At 63.6% G+C, this 7491-nt stretch carries 5 protein-coding genes; 2 read left to right on the forward strand and 3 right to left on the reverse strand.

Translation table 11 applies throughout. The annotated features are described in order from the left end of the window. Positions 1-767 precede the first annotated feature (767 nt). The 3 genes from LH128_RS25950 to LH128_RS25960 form a co-directional block, all read right to left on the reverse strand. On the reverse strand, positions 768-1004 hold the full coding sequence (locus tag LH128_RS25950) for an FAD-binding protein (protein ID WP_008832665.1): 237 nt from the start codon (positions 1002-1004) through the stop codon (positions 768-770). Between the two features lie 7 nt (positions 1005-1011). After that, positions 1012-3327: an arylsulfatase gene (locus tag LH128_RS25955; RefSeq protein ID WP_008832666.1), complete on the reverse strand. Its 2316-nt coding sequence runs from the start codon at positions 3325-3327 to the stop codon at positions 1012-1014. Positions 3328-3410: 83 nt separating this feature from the next. Next, complete coding sequence (locus LH128_RS25960; protein WP_008832667.1) at positions 3411-5912, reverse strand: TonB-dependent receptor; 2502 nt, start codon at positions 5910-5912, stop codon at positions 3411-3413. Positions 5913-6096: 184 nt separating this feature from the next. On the opposite strand from LH128_RS25960, the gene LH128_RS31575 reads away from it, so the two are divergent. Next, entirely contained in the window at positions 6097-6792 is a 696-nt protein-coding gene (locus LH128_RS31575) for a TetR/AcrR family transcriptional regulator (protein ID WP_008832668.1), read from the forward strand. A 99-nt stretch (positions 6793-6891) separates the two neighbouring features. Next, a partial coding sequence (locus LH128_RS25970) for an SDR family NAD(P)-dependent oxidoreductase (RefSeq protein WP_008832669.1) occupies positions 6892-7491 on the forward strand: 600 nt, incomplete at its 3' end.

Below are 7491 nucleotides of genomic sequence, written 5' to 3' on the forward strand. Positions count from 1 at the left end.
CCCGATAGCTCAGCGGTAGAGCATTCGACTGTTAATCGAATGGCCGTAGGTTCGAATCCTACTCGGGGAGCCACACTTTTCCAGCCCCATAAATCTGATTGTTTTCAATCAGATGGGGTTCGAGAGTGATTTATAATCCGAATTCCGCACATTGCACATTTTTGCAACAGATTGGTATATCAGGGTTTTTTGTTCAAATCCTGCTTGGTGCCTCCTTCATTTCGGCGGACCGGATACCAAAAATTCAGCTCCATGAACTCGTGGGGAAAATGATCGCCTGCAAGGCCATCGCCCTTCATCCAAAGATTTGCAGGATCGCGCCTGGCCTTCAATGGCGAGGGCACTGAAGTGCCGAACCGACAGAAATGCGCCCCTGAACGCAGGAATTGGCCCAAAGCGGCATTTGCCAGCGCCGATTAGTGCAAATTGTCTGGGCTGCCCCTCATGCTCAGGCAGGACAGAATTTATGCGTAGTGTCTGTTCGCCCGCGCCACTGATCCACGGATGCAACCTCGGTTAGAGTTTTCAGTGTCCAAGAGACTGGCACCGACCCATTCCGGCCGCTCAGCGGCCAATTTTTCGCTACTAGGTTCGGAAAGTCCGGTTTCTTATCATGGTGCCCATGGCTCGCCGTAGATGGGGCCAAGTCGCGGGCAGCAAAGTGCATTAGCAATCTGCTTCCCCTTATCGGCGCTGGATATCTCAGTGATTGGAAATATGCTCTCCCAAATTACGTCCAGCGATGTAACCGAAGGTCATGCCTGGCCCTAATGTGCCGCCCGCTCCGCCGTAGACGTCGCCCAGCACCGCCGCCATCGCGTTGCCCGTAGCGTAAAACCGGGGATCGGGTTACCGCTCCAGTCGATAACCTGAGCTTCGGCGTTGGTCTTGCGACCGCCTGCAGTGCCCAGCCCGCCAGCTTCCATCTTGACCGCGAAGTACGGCCCCTGATCGATCTTGCCCAAAGTGCGGAACGGCGCTTCGAATGCGGTATCGCCCCACATATAAAAGTTACTTCAGCTTGAACTCGAGTTTGCGAAGCGTCCCCGAGAACCGGCTGCTCGCGATCGTGTAGTCGCCGTTTACCGGGGTGATGGTGTCCATGCCGACGTCGAACCCCTCGGTATGAGACATCCAGCCCCGGATCGTGCGCCCGATCCGCCCGCTGCCAACCGGCTTACCATCGATGCTGATCGTCAGCGTGCCGCCCGAACCCAGCTCCTGCTTGTCCGCTTGGAAAGCCGCAGTCAGGGTATGGTGACCTGCCGTAACCGGTTCCGCCGCGCGGATGGTGAACTGGTCCGTCCCCACCGCATTGTAGTGGAACACCGGCACCCCGTCCTTCAGGTAGAAGGCATAGCCGCCAAAGCGCCCGCCCTGCGTCACCAGCACGCCCTGCGCCCCTGCGGCCAGATCGACGTCGGCGTCGATCGTGAAGGACTTGCCGATGGTGTGCGGCGCGGCGTCTTCGTTCAGGTGGCTGAGCGGGGCGAGATAGGTGAACTCGGTGCGGTTGCCGCCCATCGTCGGGCGGCCCTCGGCGCCCTGGCTGTAGTCGTGGATCGGCAGGATGTGGTTGGCCGCCGCCTCCTTCCAGAACAAATCCTGCAGTTCCTTGAGCTTCGCCGGGTTCTTCGCCGCGAGATCGTTGGCGGTGGTGAAGTCCCTGTCGAGGTTGAACAGGGTCCACTTGCGGTTTTCCGGGCCGACGCCGAGCTTGCGGTCCTCGCCCACGCCCACTTCCCAGGCCATGCGCTTGGGCAGCGTGCCCGCCATCCAGCCATCGTGGTAGATGCCGAAGTTCTCCATCATCTCGTAGATTTGCGTGCGCCTTGCGGATGGGGCCTTGGGTGCCGCGAAGCTGTAGGCGAGGCTGATGCCGTCGATCGGCTGCTGCTTCACGCCCTGCACGGTTTCGGGAGCCTTGACGCTTGCGGCTTCCAGGATCGTCGGCGCGACGTCGCTGACGTGGGCGTACTGGCCGCGGAAGGTGCCGCCGTCGCGGATGCGCGCGGGCCATGACACGACCATGCCGTTGCGCGTGCCGCCCGCCTGCGAGGCGATCTGCTTCCACCACGGATAGGGGCTGTTCATCGCCCAGGCCCATGCAGCGTTGAAGTGGTTGTAGACGTAAGGCCCGCCAATCTCGTCGTAGTGCGAGGCGAGTTCGGCGAAGGTCTCCTTGTGCCCGGTGATCGCGGACTGTTCGAAGGCAAGGCCGTCGAGGCCGCCTTCGGCGCTCGATCCGTTGTCGCCCTCGATATAGACGATCATCGTGTTGTCGTACTGGCCGCTGTCCTTCAGCGACTGGATCAGGCGGCCGGTCTCATGATCGGCATAAGCGACGGTGGCGGCATAGGCCTCCATCAGCCGGGCGTAGACCTTTCGATGCTCGGCATCGAGCGAATTCCAAGCAGGCAGCGATGCCGGGCGCGGGGAGAGCACGGAATCCTTCGGGATCAAGCCCATCGCCTTCTGGCGCCGGAAGGTTGCCTCGCGGACCTTGTCCCAGCCCTGGTCGAACTTGCCCTTGTACTTGTCGAGCCATTCCTGCGGCGCCTGATGCGGCGTGTGCGCGGCGCCCGAGGCGTAATACATGAAGAACGGCTTGTCCGGCGCGCTGGCCTTGTGCCGCTGGAGCCAGCCGATCGCGTGGTCGGCGATGTCGCGCTCGAAGTGGTAGCCCGGCTGGTCGGGCTGATCGACCGGCTTCTCGTTCTCGACGAGGTTGGGGTTCCACAAAGAGGTATCGGCCGAGAGGAAGCCGTAGAAATATTCGAAGCCGAGGCCGGTGGGCCAGCGGTCGAAGGGCCCGGCGGGGCTCATTTCCCATTCGGGGGTGATGTGGCCCTTGCCGAACATCGCGGTGTTGTAGCCCGCTTCCTTGAGCGTCTCAGCCACCGTCGCCGCGCTTTTGGGGATGACGGTGGTGTAGCCGTCGTAACCGGTGGGCAGGTTGGTGACGTTGCCCATGTTGACGTTCTGCGGCAGGCGCCCGGTCAGCAGTGAGGCGCGCGTGGGCGAGCACAGCGCTGTCGTGTTGAAGCGGGTATAGCGCAGGCCCTGCTTCGCCAGCGCCTCGAAGTTGGTAGTGTCGACCGGGCCGCCGTAGGCGCTGGTGACGCCGTAGCCGACATCGTCGGTCATGATGAGCAGGACGTTCGGCGCGCCCCTGGGCGCGGTCGGCTCGCTTGGCCAGCGCGGTGCGTGCGTGGTCTCGACGGTGCGGCCCACGGTGTCAGCGGCGACCTGCGCGAAGCCTGCGGACGAGCAGACGAGCGTGGAAGTCGCGAGGAGCGCGGCGAGGATCTGCGACGGCCTGTTCATGATTGCATCCTTCTCGGTGCCCTCCCCATGGAAAAGGGCGGGCTTCGGACATGCCGAAGCCCGAGGGGGAGGATTTGGGGGGATCAGTAGCGGAAGGTGACTTGCGCCTGGACGGTGCGCGGCACGCTGGCGTAGCCGATCTGGTCGGCGACGACGCCCGCGAGGGTGCCGGTGCCCGATCCGGTGTTCGGCGCGTCGGTGCCGCCGATGGCGTACCAGCGATTGGTCAGGTTCTTGCCGATGAGCTGCAGCTGCCAGTGCTCGTCCGCCGTGGTGAACGAGATCGACCCGTCGAGCGACACGTAGCGGTGCTGCTTCGTGTACGGATTGCCGAAGGCCGAGGCGAGGTAGCTGCCGCTGTACCGGGCATCGAGACCGAAGGCGAACTTCGCCCCGCTCTCCATCAGCGCTTCGTACGAGGCGCCGAGGTTACCGGTCCATTCCGGCGCGTTGGCGGTGACTTGCCCGCGCAGGTTCTGGCGGTTGGCGGCCGTGTCGGTCGCCGGATCGAACGGACGCGAGCTGTCGGTGGCCGCGACATAGACCAGATTGCAGCCCTCGCCCCGCGTCTGCCCGGCCCAGCACGGCGCGCCGGGCGCATCGCCGTAGCGCGCGCGGTTGTAGTTGACGCTGCCGTGCAGGTTGAAGCCGTCAAGCGCGCGCGGGGCCACTTCGAACTCCAGCTCCACGCCCTTGGTCCGCGCCGACCCGGCATTGATGGTGGTGAAGGCGAAGATGTCGGACCGGAAGAAGTCCAGCTGCAGATTGTTGTACTTGAAGTTGTAGGCGGTCAGGTTCAGCCGTAGCTGACGGTCGAGCAGCGTGGTCTTGATGCCTGCCTCGAAGCCTTTGGCCTTCTCCGGATCAAACTCGAAGTCGGCGAGGCCGGCGCTGGGGCTGTAGATACCCGAGTTTGAGAAGCCGCCGGACTTGTAGGCGGTCTTGTAGGCGCCGTAGACGGTGATGTCCGCGCTCGGCTTCCACGTCACCGTGGCTTCGGGCGACCAGTCCTCGAAATCCTGGTTCGATCGCAGCGTCACGCCCGGCAGGAAGATGCCGTGCGCCACGCGGATCGGGTGCGAATAGGGCTGGAGGAAGTAGCTGTCCTTGCTCTCCGAGGTATAGCGCACGCCGCCCGCGACTTCGACGTTCTGGATCGGCCGCAGGATCAACTGGCCGAACATCGCGTATGTCTCGCCCCTTGTCTGCGAGTCCTTGGAATTGGCGAGATAGCGGCGATAGCCCGGCGTCGCGGCGCTGTTCTCAAGCCCGCCCGAGGCCGTCCATGCATCGTAATCGCGCATGGTGGACTGGTAGTAGCCGCCGATCATCGCATCCCAGAAGCTGCCGGTGCTGGTCTGCGCGCGCACTTCCTGCGAGAAGGCATGGAAGCTGGAATCCTCGGTCGCGAATACGCCCGGTGCACCCGATCGTGAAAGGCTGTCGCCGTCGAACTGAAAGGTGTTGCGGTTCCAGTTGTAGTTGGTGACCGACGAGATCGTCAGGTCGTCGAGCGCCCATGTCAGCCCGAGGTTGACCGCCCACGACTTGTACTGGTTGCCCTGCGCGCCGTCCTTGTTGGCATAAGGCTGGGTCGCGGCGATATCGAGCGGTGTGCGGTTGGCCGAGGATTCGAAGCGGCGTCCGCAACGGATCGCCGGATTGCCCGCCGAGGCGCCGGTGGGGCAGTAATAGAGCACCGAACCGGCGCTGGGGTTGTTGCTGTCGTTCACACCGTAGTTGGCCTTGAGCACGGCGGTCAGCGTGTCGGTCGGCTCCCACTTCAGTGTGGCGCGCACGTAGGCTTCCTTGGAGCGTCCGTCTCCGGCGGCATCCGAGGTATGCAGTGTGGGCGCGACCACTTGCGCGGTCGAAGTGCGATCGAGCGTGGGGTAGGTCTGCGTGCTGCCGACCTGCTTGTAGTAGCCGTCGAACTGCTTGCTGGCGCGCGCGGCTACGCGGATACCCAGCGTGTCGCTCAGCGGGGTGGAGACGATCGCCTCGCCGTAGACCTGCTTCGCCGCGAATTCGTAGCCGCCGCGCGCGATCACCTCCAGCTTGTCGCCCGGATCGGCGGTGGTGATCGAGACGACGCCCGCCGTCGCGTTCTTGCCGAAGAACAACGCCTGCGGGCCTTTCAGGATTTCCAGCCGGCCGAGGTCGAAGAAGCCTTCGTTGATCGTGCGGCCCTGCCCGTAATAGGCCCCGTCGACGATCACCGCGACCGACTGCTCCAAGCCGATCGAGGTGGTGTTGGAGCCGATCCCGCGCAGCACCAGCGTCGCGCCCGATCCCGAAGGCGTGCGCCCGATCGAGAACGAAGGCGTCATCGCGGCGACACGCTCGAGGTTCGACAGGTCGTATTGCTGCATCTTCTCGGCACTGATCGCGACGACGGCGACCGGCACGTCCTGCGTGGTTTCCTGCCGCTTGCGCGCTGTGACGATGATGTCGCCGATGCCGCCTTCCTGAGAGGTGGTCTGCTGCGAATCCTGCGCGAAGGCGGCCGGAGCGCAGCCAAGCGCAAGGCCCGCCGAAGCGGTCAGCAGCAGCGCACGGCGCAATTCGCGAAGGCGAGCGGGCACGGCCCGATCCTGTCGAGGCATGAGGTTCTTCTCCCGATTTTTCTTCTAGGCCGCCACCCAGTTCGCGACCAGTGTTTAAAACATATGCGTTAATCAATATAACGCACCTGTTTTAATTGTCAGGCGTCCATTGGCGGCACATCGGGTATCGCGGATGGACGGGCGCGAAGGAGGATTGTCGGAAATGCTACGCGAACTGGAATTCGCACCGGGCTCGTGTACGGATCGCAGGGTGACCGACCCGCCGCTCCATTTCGCCGACGATGCCAAAATCCGCATCATCGCCGCCGCCGAATCGCTCTATGCCACCCGCTCGATCGAGAGCGTGTCGTTCCGCGAGATCGCCCAGCTTGCGGGTAACCGGAACACCAATGCGGTGCAGTACCACTTCGGCAATCGGGACACTCTGGTGCAGGCGATCTTCGCCTGGCGCGTGTGGCAGATGGAACCGGCGCGCGGCGCGGCGCTGGCCGAAGTCGAGCGCAGCGGGGGCAGGTTCGACCTGAGAACCCTGCTGAGAATCCTGTGCGAGCCGATCCTCGATCTAACCGACGATCAGGGCCGCCACACCTATGCTGCCTTCATGAGCAAGTATCTGCAGCAGCAGCGCCCCGCCGGGATCATGCATGCCGCCGACAACCGCCCCGATCTCAGCCGGAACCTGCGCACGACGATCAATCACATCAACGCGATCGTCGATGCGGAAGACCCGAATCTGGGCGATTACCGCATTGCGCTGGCCTATCTGGTGGTCATCAACATGATGGTGCTTTCCGACAACGAGAACCTGCCCAAGCGCGATCCCGCGCGCTTCCGCGAGCGGTTCGACATCGCGCTGGACATGGCCACGGCAGCATTGGAGCGCAGTTGCAATACATGATGGCCTAGCCCTGTTGTCAGGCGACACGTGCGGCGGCGCTTCCGATGAAGGCGGGAACAGGCCGGATCAATCCGGCCGACCAGGAAGAGGACGCAGATCATGACCGACAACGCACGCAATCGGCTGGACGGCAAAGTGGCGATCGTCACGGGTGCCGGGATGGGTATGGGCGCAGCCACCGCGCGGGTCTTCGCGGGTTACGGCGCAAAAGTGATCGTCTCCGACATCAATGCTGAAGCGGGCGAGGAGACAGTCACCGCCATTGTCGCCGCTGGCGGGGAGGCCCGGTTCATTCTCTGCAACGTGGGTGACGAGGCGCAAGTGCGGGACCTTGTCGCGGGCACGGTTGCGGCGTTCGGTCGCCTCGACTGCGCGGTGAACAATGCGGCGGTCACGCCGGATACACTGCCCATCGCCGAAGCTGACATGGACGTATGGGACCGCGTCATCCGCATCGACCTGCGCGCTGTGATGCTCTGCATGAAGTACCAGATTCGCCAGATGCTGGCGCAGGGACAAGGCGGAGCGATCGTCAACGTCGGATCGGTGAGTTCGGTGCGTCCGCAGCCCAGCAACTCTGCCTACGTCACCGCCAAGCACGGGGTCATCGGCCTAACCAAGACCGGCAGCCTCGAATACGCGCCGCAGGGAATCCGGGTGAACGCTGTCCTTCCCGGCGCGATCGACACGCCGATGCTG

The sequence above is a fragment of the Sphingomonas sp. LH128 genome (assembly GCF_000293195.2).
Lineage (GTDB): Bacteria > Pseudomonadota > Alphaproteobacteria > Sphingomonadales > Sphingomonadaceae > Novosphingobium > Novosphingobium resinovorum_A.